Annotated in this window: 21 protein-coding genes; 5 read left to right on the top strand and 16 right to left on the bottom strand. The window is 54.5% G+C overall.

Annotation, left to right across the window (positions count from 1 at the left end; all coding sequences use genetic code 11):
• Positions 1–222: 222 nt before the first annotated feature.
• Both ACFQ1Z_RS06780 and infA read left to right on the top strand, forming a co-directional pair.
• Complete coding sequence (locus ACFQ1Z_RS06780) at positions 223–429, top strand: cold-shock protein (RefSeq protein WP_379056537.1); 207 nt, start codon at positions 223–225, stop codon at positions 427–429.
• 81 nt (positions 430–510) lie between these two features.
• Positions 511–747 (top strand): translation initiation factor IF-1, encoded by a 237-nt coding sequence (gene infA, locus ACFQ1Z_RS06775; protein WP_091469625.1) that lies wholly within the window; start codon positions 511–513, stop codon positions 745–747.
• A 24-nt stretch (positions 748–771) separates the two neighbouring features.
• Here the strand turns inward: infA and ACFQ1Z_RS06770 are convergent, their stop codons facing one another.
• From ACFQ1Z_RS06770 to ACFQ1Z_RS06760, 3 genes are read right to left on the bottom strand one after another with little or no spacing between them, the layout of a single operon-like run.
• Complete coding sequence (locus ACFQ1Z_RS06770; protein WP_379056536.1) at positions 772–1,578, bottom strand: ferritin-like domain-containing protein; 807 nt, start codon at positions 1,576–1,578, stop codon at positions 772–774.
• Positions 1,529–2,974, bottom strand: a complete 1,446-nt coding sequence (locus ACFQ1Z_RS06765; protein ID WP_379056535.1) for a sensor histidine kinase — start codon at positions 2,972–2,974, stop codon at positions 1,529–1,531. The genes ACFQ1Z_RS06770 and ACFQ1Z_RS06765 overlap by 50 nt, the downstream gene beginning before the upstream one ends.
• Positions 2,971–3,648, bottom strand: coding sequence for a response regulator (locus ACFQ1Z_RS06760; RefSeq protein WP_379056534.1), 678 nt, complete (start codon positions 3,646–3,648; stop codon positions 2,971–2,973). The genes ACFQ1Z_RS06765 and ACFQ1Z_RS06760 overlap by 4 nt, the downstream gene beginning before the upstream one ends.
• A gap of 176 nt (positions 3,649–3,824) precedes the next feature.
• On the opposite strand from ACFQ1Z_RS06760, the gene ACFQ1Z_RS06755 reads away from it, so the two are divergent.
• Positions 3,825–4,010 (top strand): hypothetical protein, encoded by a 186-nt coding sequence (locus ACFQ1Z_RS06755; protein WP_379056533.1) that lies wholly within the window; start codon positions 3,825–3,827, stop codon positions 4,008–4,010.
• A 127-nt stretch (positions 4,011–4,137) separates the two neighbouring features.
• Here the strand turns inward: ACFQ1Z_RS06755 and ACFQ1Z_RS06750 are convergent, their stop codons facing one another.
• The 13 genes from ACFQ1Z_RS06750 to ACFQ1Z_RS06690 form a co-directional block, all read right to left on the bottom strand.
• Complete coding sequence (locus tag ACFQ1Z_RS06750) at positions 4,138–5,013, bottom strand: SMP-30/gluconolactonase/LRE family protein (RefSeq protein WP_379056532.1); 876 nt, start codon at positions 5,011–5,013, stop codon at positions 4,138–4,140.
• Between the two features lie 8 nt (positions 5,014–5,021).
• A complete protein-coding gene (locus ACFQ1Z_RS06745; RefSeq protein WP_379056530.1) occupies positions 5,022–5,606 on the bottom strand; it encodes a hypothetical protein in 585 nt (194 codons plus the stop codon).
• Between the two features lie 90 nt (positions 5,607–5,696).
• On the bottom strand, positions 5,697–6,827 hold the full coding sequence (locus tag ACFQ1Z_RS06740; protein ID WP_379056528.1) for a PQQ-dependent sugar dehydrogenase: 1,131 nt from the start codon (positions 6,825–6,827) through the stop codon (positions 5,697–5,699).
• Between the two features lie 41 nt (positions 6,828–6,868).
• Entirely contained in the window at positions 6,869–8,158 is a 1,290-nt protein-coding gene (locus ACFQ1Z_RS06735) for an FCSD flavin-binding domain-containing protein (RefSeq protein ID WP_379056526.1), read from the bottom strand.
• On the bottom strand, positions 8,158–8,529 hold the full coding sequence (locus tag ACFQ1Z_RS06730; protein ID WP_379056524.1) for a c-type cytochrome: 372 nt from the start codon (positions 8,527–8,529) through the stop codon (positions 8,158–8,160). The genes ACFQ1Z_RS06735 and ACFQ1Z_RS06730 overlap by 1 nt, the downstream gene beginning before the upstream one ends.
• A 221-nt stretch (positions 8,530–8,750) precedes the next feature.
• Complete coding sequence (locus ACFQ1Z_RS06725; protein WP_379056523.1) at positions 8,751–9,236, bottom strand: ankyrin repeat domain-containing protein; 486 nt, start codon at positions 9,234–9,236, stop codon at positions 8,751–8,753.
• An 85-nt stretch (positions 9,237–9,321) separates the two neighbouring features.
• Positions 9,322–13,230 carry a phosphoribosylformylglycinamidine synthase gene (gene purL, locus ACFQ1Z_RS06720; RefSeq protein ID WP_379056521.1) on the bottom strand — a complete coding sequence of 1,303 codons (3,909 nt, stop codon included), beginning with the start codon at positions 13,228–13,230 and terminating at the stop codon, positions 9,322–9,324.
• 191 nt (positions 13,231–13,421) lie between these two features.
• On the bottom strand, positions 13,422–15,212 hold the full coding sequence (feoB, locus tag ACFQ1Z_RS06715) for a ferrous iron transport protein B (RefSeq protein WP_379056520.1): 1,791 nt from the start codon (positions 15,210–15,212) through the stop codon (positions 13,422–13,424).
• On the bottom strand, positions 15,209–15,460 hold the full coding sequence (locus ACFQ1Z_RS06710) for a FeoA family protein (RefSeq protein WP_379056519.1): 252 nt from the start codon (positions 15,458–15,460) through the stop codon (positions 15,209–15,211). Before ACFQ1Z_RS06710 ends, feoB begins: the two co-directional genes overlap by 4 nt.
• 201 nt (positions 15,461–15,661) lie before the next feature.
• Positions 15,662–16,495, bottom strand: a complete 834-nt coding sequence (locus tag ACFQ1Z_RS06705) for a peptidylprolyl isomerase (RefSeq protein WP_379056518.1) — start codon at positions 16,493–16,495, stop codon at positions 15,662–15,664.
• 50 nt (positions 16,496–16,545) lie between these two features.
• Positions 16,546–16,809 carry a BolA family protein gene (locus ACFQ1Z_RS06700; RefSeq protein WP_379056516.1) on the bottom strand — a complete coding sequence of 88 codons (264 nt, stop codon included), beginning with the start codon at positions 16,807–16,809 and terminating at the stop codon, positions 16,546–16,548.
• Position 16,810: 1 nt separating this feature from the next.
• Complete coding sequence (locus ACFQ1Z_RS06695; RefSeq protein WP_379056515.1) at positions 16,811–17,110, bottom strand: YciI family protein; 300 nt, start codon at positions 17,108–17,110, stop codon at positions 16,811–16,813.
• Between the two features lie 54 nt (positions 17,111–17,164).
• The gene (locus tag ACFQ1Z_RS06690) at positions 17,165–17,707 is read right to left on the bottom strand and encodes a septation protein A (protein WP_379056514.1); all 543 of its coding nucleotides are present in this window, start codon (positions 17,705–17,707) and stop codon (positions 17,165–17,167) included.
• A gap of 140 nt (positions 17,708–17,847) precedes the next feature.
• On the opposite strand from ACFQ1Z_RS06690, the gene ACFQ1Z_RS06685 reads away from it, so the two are divergent.
• Both ACFQ1Z_RS06685 and ACFQ1Z_RS06680 read left to right on the top strand, forming a co-directional pair.
• Positions 17,848–18,699, top strand: a complete 852-nt coding sequence (locus ACFQ1Z_RS06685) for a PHP domain-containing protein (RefSeq protein WP_379056512.1) — start codon at positions 17,848–17,850, stop codon at positions 18,697–18,699.
• Between the two features lie 6 nt (positions 18,700–18,705).
• On the top strand, positions 18,706–19,320 hold the full coding sequence (locus tag ACFQ1Z_RS06680) for an L-threonylcarbamoyladenylate synthase (protein WP_379056510.1): 615 nt from the start codon (positions 18,706–18,708) through the stop codon (positions 19,318–19,320).
• The last annotated feature ends 18 nt before the right edge of the window (positions 19,321–19,338 follow it).

The following is a 19,338-nucleotide window of genomic DNA, read 5'->3' as shown; positions in this document are numbered from 1 at the left end:
CCGGGCTGGGAGCATGTAGCAGTCTAGTAAAGCATTGATTTATTTTTACTTTGTTGATAAATAACGTTTGCTATTGTTGTGTTTAGGGTGCATAGTGTGCGCACGCGAAGTTCAAGCATTGTTGTTTTCTCTGGTGTATCTTTCGGTTCTATCGTTAATCCCACTACCTTGACCCTCGCCCTAAATTAGGGGTAACCCTTTCATTATTTAAGGAAATTTCAAATGGCAACAGGTGTAGTTAAGTGGTTTAACGATGCAAAAGGTTTCGGTTTCATTACTCCAGATGCAGGTGGCGACGATTTGTTCGCGCATTTCTCTGCGATTCAATCTGGCGGTTTCAAAAGCCTGACAGAGAATCAGCGCGTTTCTTATGAAGAGACCACTGGTCCTAAAGGTAAACAAGCTTCTGACATACAAGTCATTGCCTAATTACCACGTGTGTTTACGTAAGTAGCACCCACATAAAGCCCGTTTGTACGGGCTTTTTTGTTTTTATTTTAAGGAAACCGCATGGCTAAAGAAGAATTGATCGAAATGCAGGGCGCAGTGACCGAAATATTACCGGATGCACGTTATCGCGTGACACTGGATAATGGTCACCGGCTGATCGCATACACCGGCGGTAAAATGCGCAAACACAAGATCCGCATTCTGGCTGGCGATAAGATCACCATAGAAATGTCACCCTACGATATGGAAAAAGGTCGTATCACTTTCCGTCATCTGCCTCCCAAAAGACCAGTTTAACCTGGTTTCAGCATATGTCTGGCCTCAGGATACGTCTGCGTTCAGGTAGGCGAGTTCTGCTTCAGTAAAACCAGCCTGTTTACGTGCTTGCATATTAAAAGGTGGCCGCAGTTTTGGCGCCTGATATTGCAGTCGCAAGGATTCAAATGTCTGCAGTAGCTCCAGGCCGCGTTGATCACACAAGTACTGAAACCAGCGATTGCCTATAGATACGTGACCTATCTCATCGCGCAGGATAATATCTAATATAGCCGCCGCCGCATGGTCACCGGCCTGCGCCAGCTTGTGTTTCAGCGGTGGTGCGGCATCCAGCCCACGCGCTTCCAGCGTCCTCGGCACCAATGCCATGCGCGCCAGCACATCGGCCTGGGTTTTTTCTACCATCTCCCACAGGCTGTTATGGCCATCAAAATCACCGTAATCGTATCCCAGGCTTTGCAGGTGCTCACGTAGTAGGCCAAAGTGATAGGCCTCTTCTTTGGCGACCAGCAGCCAGTCATGGTAGTAGTCTGCCGGCATGTCAGTAAAACGCCACATCGCATCCAGCGCCAGGTTGATGGCATTGAATTCGATATGGGCGAGGGCATGGATCAGCGCAGCGCGACCGTCTACGGTATTCATGGCGCGGCGCTGCAGTAGCCGTGGTGGCACCAATGCCGGGCGGGCAGGCCTGCCGGGTATGCTGGTCTCGGCCACTAGTGGCAGTGATGGATCTAGCTGCAACTGGCCAGCGCAGTGACTTTGCCACAGGGAGTGCACTTGCGTGCATTTCAGTTGCGGGTCACTGAGGGTCAGTGCTTGCAGGGCGAGAGTTCTCAGGCAAAGCGTCATAGCAGTCGAATTTTACCGTGAATTGGCTGCCGGTGTCGTGTGTCAGCGGATGTTCGAGCCCGGCGCTGATATTGATGCTGGCATTGTGGTGCTCGGCGACTTCGGCCACGATCGCCAGACCCAGGCCACAACCATTGCCCTGATTGGGGTTGAGCCGGTAAAAACGCTCGAAGATACGCGCATTCTGTTCCGGCGGGATGCCTATGCCGCTATCTGCCACCTGCAGTAACAGCTGAGTGCCGGACTGCCACAAGCGTATCTGCAACAGGCCCTGGGCGGAGGTATAAAGAATAGCGTTTTCCAGCAGATTGTTGAGCATTTCAGACAGCATCAGGGCATCGCCCCATACATGGTCGTGCTGCGTTTCTATCAGTACTTCCAGCTCCAGGCCTTTATCGGTCGCCGGGCCTATCCAGCGTGCGCATTCTTCATAAATGATGCTGGTCAGCGACACCGGCTGGAATTTCAGTTGGGTGGTTGCCGCGTCTGTCCGCGCCATGCTCAGCAGGCGCTGGATCAGGTGCGACAGGCGCGTGGTGCTGCGTAGCATAAAGTTAAGCGGTTCTTTCACCGAGTCTGGCGGGTTGCTGCGCAATGCCAGTTCTGCCTGGGTCTGCAATCCGGCGATAGGCGTGCGTAGCTGGTGCGAGGCATCGGCAATAAATTGCTGCTGTTGCTGCAAGCCTGCCTTGACGCGCCCCAACAAGGCATTCATGGCCTGGATCAGCGGTTGCAGTTCCAGCGGCGGCGAGTTGGTATCCAGCGGGCTCAGGTCGCGGTAAGAGCGTTCGTGCAGCGCTTCTTTGAGGTCATGCATGGGTTTGAGGGCGAAATAGATGCCCAGCTCGATAACGATGGCGGCCAGTATCATCATCAGCACTTGCGGCAACAGCATCTCCTCTACCATTTCGGCCACCATGGCATCGCGTTTGGCGGTGGTTTCTGCCATGCTGATCAGGATATTGTGCGCGTTCGGTTCCGGGCTGACCGGCAGCGCAAACGTGACCACCCGTATAGGCTCACCTTTATAGATGCTGTTGTAATAAAACTCCTGGTTGCCACCGGTGGGCGATGAAGGCAGGGGCAGGTCGGCTTCACCGAATACCAGTTTGCCATCCGGCCCGGTGATGCGTATGTAGATATGGTCGCCCTCGTTGTAGCTGAGCAGATGGCTGGCGACTTCCGGCAGTTCTATCCTGACTTCGTTATGCTCATCGACCACCACTTCATCAGACAACGCGAGCACGGTACGCAACAGTGCCTGGTCGTAAGCCTGGGTGGCGTAATGCAAGGCGCGCGAGTAAGAGATGGCGGCAGAAATACCCAGTACCACCAGCATGGTCAGCAGCAGCCACAGCCGTAACTGGTTTTTAAGCGAGCGTGGCGTTGCCATCATAAGGGCGTATGTTCAGTATCCAGCATATAACCCAGGCCGCGTATGGTGCGTATACGTGCGCCACTGGGTTCTATTTTCTTGCGCAGGCGGTGTATATAAACCTCTATGGCATTATCACCCAGTGACTCATCCCAGTTGCACAGTGATTCCATGATCTGCTCTTTGGCAATGATCTTGCCCATGCGCATCATCAGCGTTTCCAGCAAGTGCAGTTCGCGCGCTGAAAGCGTGATGGCCAGGTCATTGATACTGGCCAGTTTGTTCGGCACATCCAGTTTGAGGTTGCCGCATTGCAAGGGCAGGTTGTTGCCGAGTTTGCTGCGGCGTATCAGCGCGCGTACGCGTGCTTCCAGTTCTTCCAGGTGAAAAGGCTTGGTCAGGAAATCATCCGCGCCCAGGTCCAGAGACTGCACGCGGGTGGCCACGTCTTCGCGTGCGGTCAGCACCAGCACCGCTACCGGGTTGGATTGCTGGCGCAGGTGAGACAACACCTGCGTGCCATCCATGGTCGGCAGCCCCAGGTCAAGGATCACCAGGTCATAGACGCCATCCTGTATCGCACGTATGGCCTGCTTGCCATCGGCCACATGGTCCACTGCATATTCAGCCTGGGTCAAGACACGCACCAGTCCGTTTGCGATCACCAGGTCATCTTCAACTATCAATAAGCGCATCGTCTTTGCCTATGCATATAAACGAGAGCAGTGTACTCCAAATTTTCTGTGTTTTTTTGTTTGTAAGTTGAATGTAAGGCGGGGCGCGTATTGTGCAATGGTGACGGCACGGAAAGAAAGATCAGCGTGCCGGTGTAGTTGAATAAAGCACTATTGGAACATATGAAGGAGCGATGATGAGGAAGCGTTCAATCGTATTGCTGGGCTTGCTGGTGTCTATTGCTTGCACGGCGAGAACCAATCCTTCTCCTCAGGAACAAGTCGAGATGAACAAGCATCTCAGGTCTGCCAAACACGCTGGTGCGCAGCCAGTGGTCAACCCCCGCAAGGAGGTTGACAAAAAATCTGCGCAAAGCAAGTAACTGTGACGTTGGCAAAGCGCATTGTATTCCCTGCGATGTAGCTGCGACAATCAGCGGTTTCGTGTGTATCCTCTCACTTCAACCACGCGCAAGCGTGGTTCTTTTTTGCCTGTTGCTTATGCAAACACTATTTCAGGCGTATCACATCCAGCACACCGGCTTTCATATCCGGCACTAACAGATGGTGGTCATCCTGGCTGAGCGCGATATCGGCCGCAGACTGGTAGCCGTCTTTCAGCAACACGGCTTTGTTATTCTCCACGCGGTAGATCTTGCCGTTCTTCCAGTCGCTGACGTAAATGGTGCCGTTGGCCTGTTTGACGATGCCATCAGCGCCACCAAAGCCGCTGGCAACTTCTTGCAGGCGTTTGCTTGCCACCTCATAGTTGTACAGCACGCCGGAGGTGAAATCCACGATCAGCAGCTGCTCGCCTTTGGCATCGGCCAGCAGACCGTTGGGGGCCAGTACGCGCGGGTCGGCCTTGCCGTCTATCAGCAGGCTGAGTTTGCGTTGCGGCGTGATCTTGTAGACTGCGCCGCCTTTGCCGCTGCCCATGATATCGCCACTGTCACTCACATAGAGATTGCCGTTGGCATCTGCCGCCAGGTCGTTGAGAAACTGCGGCACCTGAGGGAAATCGCTGGCCGCGATATACACCTCGGCTTTAGGCTGGGCCTGGTTGAGTGGCAGCTTCCAGATACGGTTCTTATCTGCCACGAACAGGTCAGTGCCTATGATAGCCAGCCCTTTGGGGTCATCCAGCCCTTGCACCAATACGCTGGCCTTGCCGTGGTCTATGACGCGGATCTGGCCGTCACCGTCTTTACCGAACTCATTGATCTCGGATACATACACTTTGCCGTCCGCGGCCTGAATCACCGATTCCGGCGTCAGCAGACCTTTGAATGGCTCCACGCCATGCGCCTGGCCGTGGCTGCTCATACTGAACAGCGCGGCGATGAATACACTGCAAATAAGCGGTTTACGATAAGCAGACGACATGCTTGCTCCTAGAAGAATAGTTTTGGTTGTGTGATGGTGTTGATGCTGGTGCATAAAGCTTCAAACGTTTGCACCGGTGCCTGCGCAACAGATTGCTGGAACAGCGGATTTTTCTGCAATTGATCTATCACCTGGTCGAATGCCTGCTGGTAAGACTTGCTGGCAAAATTCTCCACGTTATAGGTGATCCAGCCGTGTGACTGACCCTCACCCTTGACTGTCATCAACGGTTTGCCCAGCGCGCTGTCTGCGCCGGCCTTGGTGAATACCCTGGCGGTGATCTCGGTGTGGAACACGCCCATTTGCGGGTTATAAAACAGATTCGGCTCTATCACCACCAGCGCCTGGCCTTTGGCTTCGGCTTCGCAGCCCGAGGTGTTGTAATGCTGTTTCTCAAAACTGGACAAGCCGGCTTTTTCAGCGGCGACGCCACGGTTATGCCAGTAGTTGGCATATGGGTGTAGCAAACGCACCGGATGCTGGTAAAAAGTCTCTGGCACCTGTATCACCAGCGAGGGCTGGCTGGCTGCGTCAGCGCTGGTGATCCAGGCCAGACATAGCAGGCTGGCTGCCGAGGTTAAAAAGTGTTTCATGAATTGCTCCTGTCATACCGGCCTTAAATGGCCGGCCTGTTCAAATTTTTTTGCTGTCAGCGGTTGCGACTGCATGAGGCTAACGCTGTATCACTCACTGCGCACACGGTAGATCCAGCCGTTGAGATCGTCACTGATATAGAGCCAGCCATCAGCACCTACGATCACATCGACCGGCCTGCCCCAGGCCTGCTTGCCTTGCAACCAGCCTTGTATGAATGGGACGCTGCTGACAGGCTGATGGTTCCTGAATTCTACACGCTGCAAGGCATATCCGCTCGGTTGTTGTCTGTTCCATGAACCATGCAGGGCAACAATGGCATCCTGGCGCATGCTTTCAGGTAAGCGGCTGCCGTGTAAAAACGTCAATCCTATCGGCGTGCTATGGGCTGGCAGGGTCAGGGCAGGTGCTTGCGCCTGCTGGCAGATAGAGTCTTCACCGTTAAAGTTAGGGTCCTGCACCATCTGCGCCGGCTGCTTGCCATCTGCCCAGCAATACGGCCAGCCATAATTTTTAGCCGGGACTATCCGGTTGAAGTGTTCAGGCGGTAAATCATCATTGGCAGCACCATTCTTGCTGGCGCTGCGGTTATCGGCGCCGTTATTGGTGGCAAACAGCTCGCCGCTTTGCGGGTGCCAGGCAAAGCCCTGGCTGTTGCGCAAGCCGCTGGCCCAGATGGCGCCTTGCGCATGGCGGCCCAGCGTCAATAAAGCGCCAGCAGGGCGGCCATCGGCGCTAAAGCGTAGCAAGCTGGCGCGCAGGGGGTCGCTTTCCACGCATACATTGCAGCTGGAGCCTACATTGACATAGATAAAACCGTCCGGGGAGACTTTCACCGTTTTTAAACTGTGGCCGCCATCGGGCAAGTTGCGGATAAACGCTAGAGGCGCGCCCCAGCGATCGCCTTGCCTGGGTAACCTGACCACGCCGGTCTGCTCGGCCACCAGCAGGTCGTCACCCAGTAGTGCCATGCCATGCGGGGCATTCAGCCCTTGTGCGATCAGCTCGACCTCGGCCTGCTGGTTCAGCCGTATGATACGCCCCTGATCAGGCAGGCTCACCAGCAGCCGGCCTTGTTTATCCAGCGCCAACATGCGTGGCGAGCCCCATTTGCTCACATCGCTGAACAGCTCTATGCTGAGCCCGGCAGGCAGCTTTAGTCTGGCCAGCGCTTGCTCAACCTTGGGCTCTGCTGCCATGGCCAGCGTGATGCAGGCCATGTATGCGCCTAGCATGAGCAGGTATCTGGGCAAACTGGTCATCAGGTCAGGGTGTCAGCCCAGATATTCTGTGCCCAGGCTTGCGCATAGTCACCTTCCTGTACGCTGGCCTTGCTGGAGACACCACCGCCTTCGGCTGAGACCATAGTCTTTTTGGCAGGATCATAACGGTAGACATTGGCCACATGCATGGCCTGTTTGTCATCGACAAAGCTATAGCAGGTATTGGCAAACACCGGCAGCGGGTTGGGTGGGCGGCCAGTCTGCAGGTCTATGATGGCTGCCGCGCAAATTTTGGCCTGCGAGGTCGCCATATGCGCAGATTTAGGCAAGCCGGCCGAAATGCTGTCGCCTATGATATGCACACAGTCATTCAGGCTGGAAGCATAGGTGACAAAGTCCACTTCGCACCAGTGCTTATCCACATTGGCCAGCCCTGCTTCCTGTGCGACCTTACCCGCCAGTTGTGGCGGGATCACATTCAGCACCGTGGCCTGCACCGTTTCAAAATCTGTTTTGATGGTGTTGCTGGCGCTGTCCAGTTGCAGGATGTCACTGTTGTTATGGTAGTCTATGATGCCCTTGTAATCGCCCTCGAAACTCTGCAGGAACAAGCCTTTTTTGGAAGTGATATCAGCGTTGGCATCGAGGATGATCACTTTGCTGCGTGGTTTATGTTGCTTGAAATAATGCGCCACCTGGCAGGCCCGCTCGTAAGGGCCAGGCGGGCAGCGGTAGGGCGCTTTGGGGACTGTCATCACAAAGACGCCGCCATCGGCCATGCTTTCCAGTTGCCGGCGCAGTCGCAGCGTTTGACTGCCTGCTTTCCAGGCATGCGGAATCGCTGCCACCGGGCTGCTCATGCCCGGTATGTGGCTGTAATCAAAATCCACACCGGGGGCCAGTATCAATCTGTCATAGGCTAGGCTGCCGCGCGTCAGCCTGACCTGTTTGGCGGCCAGGTCTATAGACGTCACACTATCCTGCAGCCATTGCAACTGATGCTGCTTGCGCGACACATCATAAGAAAAACTCAGTTCATCTAGTGTGCGGCTACCGCCCAGGACCAGGTTGCTTTGCGGGCAGGAGATGAATTGCAGATTCGGCTCTATCACAGTGACCTTGATATTGCCTGCGCTCCACTCACGTAAATACCTGGCGGCGGCCAGCCCGGCAAAGCCTGCGCCCACCACTACGACATGGCCCAGCGGCGGCCGGCTGGCACGGGCGTATGCAGGCATGCCATAAAAAGCCAGACCACCGTAAATGACTGAGCGTACAAATTGCCTGCGCGACTGTTGCGCGTGAGCGGCGGGGAGGGCTGTAGTCATCATTGCGCTCCCAGAAAAGGTTGTTGCGGCGCTTGCGCAGCTGTGTGCCTGGGCAGCGTCGCAAAGTAGGCAGCCAGGTTGTTGATCTCGTCGTCCGTCAGTCCTTTGGCATGGTGGTGCATGACAGTGCTGGAAAGGCTGCCGTTCTTGAAACCCTGCATGCGCTGCATAAAGTACTCTTTATTTAAGGCCGCCAGTGTAGGCGTGCCGCCCAGGCTGTTGCCCTGATGTCCATGACAGGCAGCGCATGAGGCTGCCAGGGTAGTGGTTGTCCGGGTTATAGTTTCCCGGGAGTCGTTTTCCTCGGCATGTACGCATGCTGCCCACTGTAAACAAACAGCCAATGCAAGACTGAAATGCAAACGTTTCATCATTCCCCCGGGTGGCGACTTTTATGTCGTGTTCAAACTGACATTATTGTTCAAGCAAAGACTGCCTAGCGTGACACAAGTTACATTGATCGCAGTGATATACAGAGCCATGATTGCATGTGCGCAGCTGCAGGACAAGCTTTCAGTGGCGCTGGCCGGCAAAAAAAACGGCCATGCGAGACATGACCGTTTTTCTAGTAACCGTTGCTAGCTGCAAACGATTAAAAACATTTTTCTTCCTTGCAACCGTCGTCCTTGGTGCCCAGCTGTGTCAGCAGGTCTACCATGGGCTGGTTGTGCTCTTCCCGGAAAAAGCGGATCAGGGAAACGTCGCCTTTAAGCTTTTTGTTGACGTCCACACCGGCCGAGGCCAGGTATTTCATCAATGGCGCATCATTGATAAAAGCGGCCATATGAAACGCAGTGTTATTGCTGGCCGGGTGCACATAGTCTTTATCCGCACCTTTGGAGATCAGGTATTTCACCACATCGATACGTCCTTTGGACGCCGCCATTTGCAGTGGCTCCCAGGCAAAGAACTTCTGGTTGACCAAAGCCGGGTCAGCTTCAATGAATTTTTTCACTACTTTGAGATTACCACCGGTTAAAGCCTCGGTGAATTCCATATAGTCTTCGTCTGTGAGTGCGAAAGCCTGTAATGAAAATGACAACGCGACCAAGGCCAGTAAACATTTAATTGATTTCATAATTTCTCCAAACACCTGATTTTCATTTTTTAAAATTAACTACTTTTCATTGTTACTTTGTTTTATCAAGTAAGCCTAAGCTTACTTAAGCAACAAACTTGCGTGCATTACGGAACATACGCATCCACGGACCATCTTCCTGCCAGTCATCCGGATGCCAGGAGTACTGCACGGTTCTGAATACGCGCTCCGGATGCGGCATCATAATGCTAAAACGACCGTCCGGTGTGGTGAATCCGGTCAATCCCTGAGCTGAACCATTGGGGTTGAACGGATAGACTTCCGTTGGCGTTGACGCATGGTCAACAAAGCGTACGGTGGCCAGTTGTTGTTTTAGCACATTTGAGACAGCAGAGTCATCAGGAAATTCCGTAAATCCTTCACCATGGGCGACTGCGATAGGCATACGGCTGCCTGCCATGCCATTAAAGAAGATAGATGGCGAGCTTAATACCTCGACCAGCGATACGCGTGCCTCAAACTGTTCTGACTTGTTGCGTACAAAATGCGGCCACTGCTCGGCACCAGGGATGATGCTGTGCAGGTTGCTCATCATCTGGCAACCGTTACACACGCCCAGTGCAAAGGTGTCTGTGCGGTTAAAGAAACTACTGAACTCATCACGCGCACGGCTGTTGAACAGTATGGATTTGGCCCAGCCTTCACCGGCACCCAGTACGTCGCCATAAGAGAAGCCACCACAGGCCACCAGGCCGGCGTAGTCTTGCAGCGACACGCGGCCACTGATGATGTCACTCATATGCACGTCTACACTGTTGAATCCGGCGCGGTCGAACGCTGCGGCCATTTCGGTCTGGCCATTGACGCCTTGCTCACGCAAGATCGCCATATTCGGCCGTATGCCGCTGTTGATGTAAGGCGCGGCGATATTGTCGTTGAGGTCAAACGTCAGATGCGCATGCAGGCCGCTATCGTCGGCATTGAGGATACGGTCATATTCCTGTTGTGCGCACAGCGGGTTATCACGCAGGCTCTGCATACGGAAAGTGGTTTCTGACCACAGGCGGTGCAAGTCTATGCGTGAAGCCTGGTAGCGGGTCTCGCCATGGACGATCACAATGTCGTGACCGTTGTTCACCTGGCCTATGCGATGCACGCAAGCACCCAGTGCCTGTTGCAGGCTGCTGGCGATGGCGGCTGCCTCGGCGGCACGCACTTGCACCACTGCGCCCAGCTCTTCATTGAACAAGACGCTGGCGCTGTCGCCTGCCAGGCTGCTCAGGTCCAGCGTTAAGCCGCAGTGGCCGGCAAAAGCCATTTCGGCCAGCGTGGTGAACAGGCCGCCATCGGAGCGGTCATGGTAGGCCAGCAATTTGCTATCGCTGTTCAGTTGCTGGATAGCGGTGAAAAACGCTTTCAGTTGTGACGGCTGGTCTACATCCGGCACGCTGTCGCCCAACTGGCTATACACTTGCGCCAGTGACGAACCACCCATGCGGTTGTTGCCGTTGCCGAGATCGATCAGGATCAGCTCGCTGTCGCCCAGGTCAGTGCGCAACTGCGGTGTCAGCGTCTTACGCACATCAGTGGTGTTGGCAAACGCAGAGATCACCAGCGAGATAGGTGAGGTCACGGCCTTGTTCTGGCCGTCATCGTTCCACACCGTCTTCATGCTCATGGAGTCTTTGCCGACCGGGATGCTGATACCCAGCGCCGGGCATATTTCCATACCCACGGTCTTCACCGTTTCATACAAGGCGGCATCTTCACCAGGGTGGCCTGCAGGGGCCATCCAGTTGGCGGACAGTTTCAGGTTGCCGATCTCGCTGATGGCAGCGGCGGCGATATTGGTGATCGCTTCACCTATCGCCATACGGCCGGAAGCCGGTGCATCGAGCAGGGCCAGTGGCGCTTTTTCGCCTATGGCAAACGCTTCGCCGGTGTTGGTTTCATAGCCGGCACACGTTACGGCGACATTGCTGACCGGCACTTGCCATGGGCCTACCATCTGGTCACGGGCGATCAGGCCAGTCACGGTGCGGTCACCAATGGTGATGAGAAAGGTTTTGTCGGCCACGCCAGGCAAACGTAATACGCGGCTGACTGCGTCCTGCAAGTCTATGTTGCTGGTATCAAAAGCAGTCAGTGATTTTTTCACTGATTTCACATCGCGCAACATTTTGGGCGGTTTGCCCAGCAGTACCGATAGATCCATATCTACCGGCTTGTTGGCAAAGTGGCTGTCTTCTACTGCCAGGTGACGTTCCTCGGTAGCGATACCAACCACTGCAAACGGGCAACGCTCACGGGCGCAGATCTCTTCAAACAGCGGTAACTGGTCCTGGGTCACGGCCAGCACATAGCGTTCCTGTGCTTCGTTGCTCCACAGTTCACGCGGTGCCATGCCAGGCTCTTCGTTGTGCACGTCGCGCAACTGGAAGATGGCGCCGACTTTGGCGTCGTTGACCAGTTCCGGGAAGGCATTGGAGATACCACCCGCGCCTACGTCGTGTATGCTCAGGATAGGGTTTTTATCCGCCATCTGCCAGCAGCGGTCTATCACCTCTTGCGCGCGGCGCTGCAATTCGGGGTTGCCACGTTGTACCGAGTCGAAATCGAGGTTCTCGGTATTGGCACCGGTATCCATACTGGAGGCGGCACCGCCACCCAGGCCTATCAGCATGGCAGGGCCGCCCAGCTGTATCAGCGCTGCACCGGCAGGAATCGCGTTTTTATGGCTATGGCTGCCGGAAATATTACCGACACCACCGGCCAGCATGATGGGTTTGTGATAACCACGCACCTCGGCCTGGCCGTTAGCGTCTTTGGTTTCCAGCTCAAAGGTGCGGAAATAACCGGCAATGTTGGGACGGCCAAATTCGTTGTTGTAAGCGGCGCCGCCTAGCGGGCCATCTATCATGATCTGCAACGGGCTGGCGATACGGCCAGGTTTGCCGTAGTTGCTTTCCCATGGTTGCTCAAAGCCAGGCAGGTTGAGGTTAGACACTGAAAAACCTGCCAGGCCGGCTTTTGGTTTTGAACCTATGCCGGTAGCGCCTTCGTCACGGATCTCGCCGCCGGCACCCGTGGCTGCACCGGCAAACGGTGAGATCGCGGTCGGGTGGTTATGCGTTTCTACCTTCATCAGGTAGTGCATGTCGTCTTCGACAAACTGGTAGCTCTGGTCGGCCGACGGGTAAAAGCGTTTGGTCTTCTGGCCTTGCACGATAGAACTGTTGTCCGAGTAAGCGACCACGGTGGTGCCTGGATTCAGCTTGTGCGTATTGCGTATCATGTTGAACAGCGATAACTCCTGCTGCACGCCATCTATCACCCAGTCGGCATTGAATATCTTGTGTCTACAGTGCTCGGAGTTGGCCTGGGCAAACATCATCAACTCGACATCGGTCGGGTTGCGGCCCATTTTGCGGTAGTTTTCCAGCAGGTAATCGACTTCGTCCGGCGACAGTGCCAGGCCCATCTCATTGTTGGCAGCTTCAAGCGCGGCTTTGCCACCGGCCAGGATATCTATGGTGGCCAGTGGTTTAGGGTCGGCATGGTGATACAGTTTTTCGGCATCTGCCAGGCTGTAGACCACAGTCTCAGTCATGCGGTCTTGTATCGCGGCGCGTAAAGCCTGCTTTTCGGCTACGTTGAGCGGCTGGCCTTCATGAGTGGTGACGTAATAGGCGATGCCGCGCTCCAGGCGCAATAGTTGCACGCCACAGTTGTGCGCGATATCGGTGGCCCGTGACGCCCATGGCGAAATCGTGCCTATGCGCGGAATCACCAGTAACAACTCGCCGTTGGCCGACTCCAGCTCGGTTTTCGGGCCATAAGTCAGTATCTGTTGCAGGGTGTTTTGCTCAGCAGCGCTTAATACAGAATCGCTGAATGCAAAATGCACGAATTCGGTATAGATATGCGCAATGTTAGGGGCGCTGACTTTCAGGCTGCTGTAGAGTTTATCGAGACGGAACTGGGAGAGGGCGGCACTGCCGCGCAGGCTTAAAAATTGCGCTTGACTGGACATGAGGCGATTGGATTTTTCAGTGAAAATACAAGCCGGTATTTTAGCAGAAAGCGGCCAGTCCCGCAGTGATAAACAGCGACAAAGTATGCGTATGCATAAAAACAGCAAGCCGCAGCTTGCTGTTTGGTGGTTAGTTGATGCGATAACTGATTTGCTGATTTATGTGGCTGGCAGCTCAGCTAGTAACCCAGCTAATACCCAAGTGCGCGTGCGGCCTGATAGAAGGCAAAGCTGATCAGCCAGGCAAGGCCCAGCGACCACGCCAGCGATAGCCACATGAAGCCCCGGCTTTTACTTTCGGAACGCAGGGTGGCGATGGTGGACAGGCAGGGCGTGTAGATCAGCGTGAACAGCATAAAACTCATGCCTTGCACCCAGTCTATATTGGCGGCGATCTGGTGGCTGAGGGCATCGCCTTGCAGGCCATAGATCACGGCCAGCGAGCCGACCACGATCTCTTTGGCGACAAAGCCGAATATCAGTGCGATCGCCAGGTGGTTATCTATACCTATCGGGTCCAGCACCGGTGCAAAAAAGCGGCCTATGCTGCCAGCCCAGGTCTCGGAGCTGGCCGGTACCGCAGTGACGGGCAGGTGTGTCAGCAACCACACCATCAACACGCCAATGACGATGAATTTGGTGGCGCGCAACAGGAAATGCTTGACCTCTTGCCAGCCACGCAGCCAGATCTGATTGGGGGTAGGGAAGCGGTAAGGCGGTAACTCCAGTACGAACGGTTCGCTGCTGACGAACTTCTGCTTGAACAATACCGCAGTCAGAAAGATAGTGAAAAAGCTCACCATATACAGTGAAAACAGCGCCAGCGCCGCCTGCGAAGGCGGGAACAGGATGGCGATCATAAACAGGAACACCTGCAGGCGTGCAGAACACAATGACAGCGGAATAGTCAGCATGGTCAGCAGGCGCATGGGGCGGCTGCGCATCACGCGCGTGCCCATCAGCGCCGGTACGTTACAGCCAAAGCCCATCAGCACCATGACAAAGCCACGCCCGTCCAGGCCCATTTTTGCCATCAGCGTATCCATGAGAAAAGCGGCACGCGACAAGTAACCGCTATCTTCCACCATGCTCATGACCAGGAAGAACAGCACGATGATAGGCACAAACGCGGCGACTGTACTCAGGCCGGTGTACAGGCCATCGAGCAATAAGCCGTTCAGCCAGGTCGGCAGGCTGGCCAGTGCCGGGTCCAGCAGTTCACTGCGCAGGCTGTCAAAGATCCAGGCGGTGGCTTCCTGCAGCGGCGCACCTATGGTGAAGATAAACTGGAATAGCAGGAATATGGCCAGAAAAAAAAGCGGCAAACCTAACCACGGGTGCAGCAAGACGCGGTCTATGCGGTCTGTGGTCGAGCTGTTCAGCTGCAAAGGCATCTGCACACAGCGGTCTATAATGCTTTGCATCTCCTGCTCTACTTCAGTATGGGCCTGCAGTTTGGAGGCGATCAGCTGCGGGCTGACCGGTGCGGCGTGTTTATCTATCACGCTGGCGGCCAGTTGCAGCGCTTGTGGGCAGCCGCTGCCATATTTGGCACTGATGGTGAGCACCGGCATGCCCAGTTGCTCGCTCATGGCCTGGGTATCTATAGTGATACCTGCGCGTTTGGCTTCATCTTCCATATTCAGCAGCAACACGGTAGGCAGGCCCAGGGCGCGCAGTTGCAAGGCCAGCGATAGTTGCCTGTCTATCTGTGCGCTATTGAGTATGATCAGCGCCAGGTCCAGCGCATGATGACTCAGAAAATGGCGCACCACTTCCTCGTCATCAGAGAAACCGTGCAGGTCATACAGGCCGGGCAGGTCTACCAGTTCTGCAATATGGCCGCCCAAGAGTATTTTTGCACTCAGCAGGTCTACTGTCATGCCAGGCCAGTTGCCTACGCGGGCAGCGGCACCACTCAAACGATTAAACAGGGTAGATTTGCCCGTGTTGGGCATGCCAAGTAAAGCAACACGTTTCATGCGGATATGGATTCCGGGTCAGGGAGGGGAGTGTGTAAATGGATAGCGCGTGCATCTTGCAGGCGGATCACCACATCGGTAGAGCCTATGCGTATATGCAGGGGGCCGTTGAATGCGGCCTGGCGTACGACTTGTACCTGTTTGCCGGCACGGAAGCCCAGCGCGTTGAGGCGTTGTACCAGGGCCTGTTCTGCCTGTATGGCTGCGATGGTCGCTGATTCGCCGGGTTTAAGTGCATTGAGTTGCATGGCTACTAAAAGACTGCAAATGAGAACAATTCTTGATTTTATCGCAGAAACTGCAGGCGGGGAAAACTTAAATGGCAAACTTGCATTGTAAATCGGGCCATAGACACGCTGATCGCCGCGCTAAAAAGTTAAAAAGCCAGCATAGGCTGGCTTTTTTATCGAATACAGTTAAATCAGGTATTCATCTATCAGTGCTGAGGATTAAGGTGTTTTCTTATCAGCAGCAGCGCCAGCGCCTATCACTTCGATCTTGGCTTTGTCTTTCAGGCTCAACATGTATTTTTCCAGCTTGCGTTGCTGAATAGTACGCTCTATGCCTTCTTTGATTTTTTCATACGGTGGCACTTGCAGTGCACGTACATCAATCAGCTTGATCACATGCCAGCCGAATTGTGATTGCACAGGCTCGGTAGTGGTCTCACCTTTTTTCAGGCTGGTGATCGCATCTGCGAATGGTTTAGGCAGACCAGCTGCTGCAGGCGCAAACCAGCCCAGATCGCCGCCTTTTTCCTTGGAATTAGGGTCCAGGGATTTTTCTTTGGCTACTTTTGCAAAATCAGTGCCTTTTTTCAGGTCGGCAATGATGGCTTTCGCTTCAGCATCGGTTTTCACCAGGATGTGACGCGCATTGTATTCTTTGTCGCCCAGTTCTTTTTTGTACTGCTCGTAGCCTTCTTTTTTCTCGGCTTCAGTCACCGGGTTTTTTCTGATGAAATCAGCCAGGAAAGCATTGACCAGCAATTTGCGGCGTGCCAGTTCTTCGCTGGCAAGAAAGTCAGGCTGCTTGTCTATGCCAGCTTTTTGCGCTTCCTGGTAAGCCAGTTCAGAACCCACCAGTTCATTCACTACGGCGGCTTTCATGCCATCGTTGGCTTTCTGGCCGGTACGCGCTTCCGCATCCCTTAAGATGAACTCTACCCAGGTTTTTTTGATTGGCTTGCCGTTAACGGTCGCAATCGCATCAGCATCAGCTGCATAAGCATGTGGCAACGCACTGAAGCATGCGATCGCCAACATCATTTTCAAAAATTTCATGCAATATCCTTAAAAAACGAAATGGTGCAATATTAAAAAATACAATTGTTTCAATCAGATGACTCATCAGAAGATAATGCGTTGATACTGAGCGCGTGTATGCGATGAGGCATCAAGTCCTGCAAGCATTGGTACACCATGCGATGGCGCATTATCTGTGATTTTCCTGAAAATAGCGAGCTTTTTACCGTGAGGGTGAAATGCCCGCCGCCCGTGTTTCCTGCATGTCCGGCATGTAAAGCACTGTCGTCTTTGATGACCAGTTGTTCAGGGTTGAGGGCTTGCAGGCGCTGCTCGATTTCGGTTTGCAGCATTTTATGGCAACGTCTTGCGGAAAGGGTTCACAGAAACTTTGCCATAAACGCCGGCATGCACGAACGGGTCGTTGTTGGCCCACTCGGTCGCCGCCTGTAACGAATCGAATTCTGCCACGATCAGGCTGCCGCTATAACCGGCTTCGCCGGGGTCTACATTGTCTATCGCCGGTAGCGGGCCTGCCAGTATCAGGCGGCCTTGGGCCTGTAGTTGCTGCAGGCGCTCAAGGTGCGCGGGCCGGTGCTGCAAACGCAGCGGCAGGCTATCGGCGGTGTCCTGTGCGTAAATCATATATAACATAAAGTGTTTCCGTGGCTGCTTTCAGTGTGCTATCTATATTTAAGTATAGTTAAATCACGCCGGTGGCGTGTGTTCTATCCAGTAGTCTTTCAACACGAACACCTGGCTGATGATAAATACGAACATCAGGCTGGTGGTGCCAAACAGTTTGAAGTTGACCCAGTTTTCTTCAGTATAGTGAAAAGCCACATACAGATTCAGACTGCCGAGACCGATCAGGAACAGCACCCAGCACAGGTTGAGTTTGTCCCATACATTGGCTGGCGGTTCTATGATCTTGCCCAGCATGCGCGCGATCAGGTTATTCTGAAACACATAGCGGCTGAATAGCAGGGCCAGTGCACCTATCCAGTAGATCACGGTCGGCTTCCACATGATATAGGTCTTGTCGTGCAATAACAGGGTGATGCCACCCAGCACCGTGATCACGGCGCCGTTGATCATCAGCATCTTGTCGATTTTGCCGCGCTTGATCCAGACGATGAGCATCAGCACCAGGGTGCTGATGATGGCGACTGAAGTCGCTACAAAAATACCGGCTTTTTTGTAGGCGATAAAAAAGAGTATGACGGGCAATAAATCGATGATGACTTGCATGACGGGTTCAGTGACTGAATTCCTGCTATCTGTGAGGGCACTATTTTGCTATGATTTCTGTCGAAATGTAAAGTTCGTTTCCTGATCGCTCAGCTTGGCGACTACTTATCCACTCACAGAATCAGCGATATCCACCCACCATGACTGTCCCTATAGACCTGCATTGCCACTCTACCATGTCAGATGGCCTGCTCACGCCGGAGGAGCTGGTGGCGCACGCTGCCAGCAAAGGCGTGCGTGTGCTGGCATTGACGGATCACGATGAAGTCAGTGGCCTGGCACGCGCACGCGCGGCGGCTGAACAGCATGGCATACATTTTATTGATGGCGTGGAAATATCGGCGACCTGGAAGAAACGCACCCTGCATATCGTCGGCTTGCGCGTGAATCCCGAGCATCCGCCGCTGCTGGAGGCTTTTGCCAAAGTGCGCGCAGGCCGGGATGCCCGCGCGCGGCAGATCGCGGAAGGGCTGGCCAGGGCGGGCATAGACCATGCTTATGAAGGTGCGAGGGCGATCTCCGGCAATGGCGTGATGACGCGCAGCCATTTTGCCCAGTTCCTGGTGCAGCAGGGCTATGCCAAAAATATCAAAGCGGTGTTCAAGAAATTTATGGTCAAGGGCAAACCCGGCTATGTCAACTATGAATGGATGAGCCTGCAAGAGGCGCTGGCCCTGATCAAAGACAGCGGTGGCGTCGCCGTGCTGGCGCATCCCGGCCGCTATGACCTCGGCTTCGTCAATATGCATTTATTATTGAATGAGTTCAGGGATAGCGGCGGTGTCGCCCTGGAAGTGGTGACCGGCAGCCATCAGCCACCGCAATATGCCCAGTTCGCCACCCTGGCACACCGTTTTGACCTCAAGGCTTCACAAGGGTCTGACTATCATGGGCCGGGTTTATCACATATGGAAATGGGCCGCCTGCCTGAGCTGCCGCCCGGCTGCGTCCCGGTATGGCAGGACTGGCCGGAAGCCAGCCAGTTGCAATAATCCGCCATGGCTCAATACTTTATTATTCATGCGGAAAACCCGCAGGCCAGATTGATACAACAGGCTGCCCAGCTCATACAGCAGGGCGGTGTGGTCGCTTGTCCTACGGATTCCAGTTATGCGCTGGTGTGTTCCATGCAATACAAAGACGCACAAACGCGCATACGGCGCTTGCGCGGTGTGGATGATGAACATCCGTTCACACTGATCTGCCGTGACCTGGCCGAGATCGGCACCTATGCCAAAGTCAACAATAGCCAGTTCCGTTTATTAAAAGCGCTCACGCCTGGTGCCTATACCTTTTTACTGGAAGCCAGCCGTGAAGTGCCCAGGCGGCTGCAGCACCCCAAACGTAGCACCATAGGTCTGCGCGTGCCCGGCCATATCGTTGTGCAAGCCTTGCTCGAGGCGCTGGATATGCCTTTGCTGAGCATGACGCTGCAATTGCCGCAGGACGAACTGCCGATGTCGGTAGGCTGGGAGATACGCGAAACCCTGGAGCACCAGGTCGATGCCGTGATAGACAGTGATATCGTGCATGTGGGTGCCACCACCATACTGGACCTGACGCAGGACCCGCCCGAGCTGGTGCGGGCCGGAGTCGCTCCCTGGCCCAAGTAAATCTGTCATTTGCGCAAT

This window comes from Methylophilus luteus (assembly GCF_042676265.1).
GTDB classification, from domain to species: domain Bacteria; phylum Pseudomonadota; class Gammaproteobacteria; order Burkholderiales; family Methylophilaceae; genus Methylophilus; species Methylophilus luteus.
The sequence above is the reverse complement of the archived record's forward strand: the minus strand, read 5'-3'. Positions and strand labels throughout refer to the sequence as shown.